General features: G+C 40.2%; 1 rRNA gene. It reads right to left on the bottom strand.

From position 1 onward, the window contains the following. Positions 1-62, bottom strand: a 16S ribosomal RNA gene (locus PL8927_RS27780); the annotation flags it as partial. Positions 63-301: the final 239 nt, after the last annotated feature.

Genomic DNA, 301 nt, shown 5'->3' with positions numbered 1-301 from the left:
ACTTGCATGTGTTAAGCAGACCGCCAGCGTTCATCCTGAGCCAGGATCAAACTCTCCATTTTGAAGAATCTGTTAGCTCTTCATCTTGACTAGACTTGCTAGTCATGTTATTTTTTGGGAGTCTTCAGTTTTACAACTGATTTCTCTCTTAGTTTTTTGACTAGGATTTCGTTAATTCGACTTTCAAACGTATTCTTTTTTCTAGGTTCGGCTGCGCTCTCGTTTCTTTCGTCTCTCAAGCGCATTTACCAATGTATCTAACCTTCACGGGTTTGTCAACCCCTTTGGGGAAAGTTTTTTT

Origin of the sequence: Planktothrix serta PCC 8927 (genome assembly GCF_900010725.2) — a bacterium.
In the GTDB taxonomy this organism is placed as follows: domain Bacteria; phylum Cyanobacteriota; class Cyanobacteriia; order Cyanobacteriales; family Microcoleaceae; genus Planktothrix; species Planktothrix serta.
This window is presented reverse-complemented; position numbering and strand designations above follow the sequence as displayed.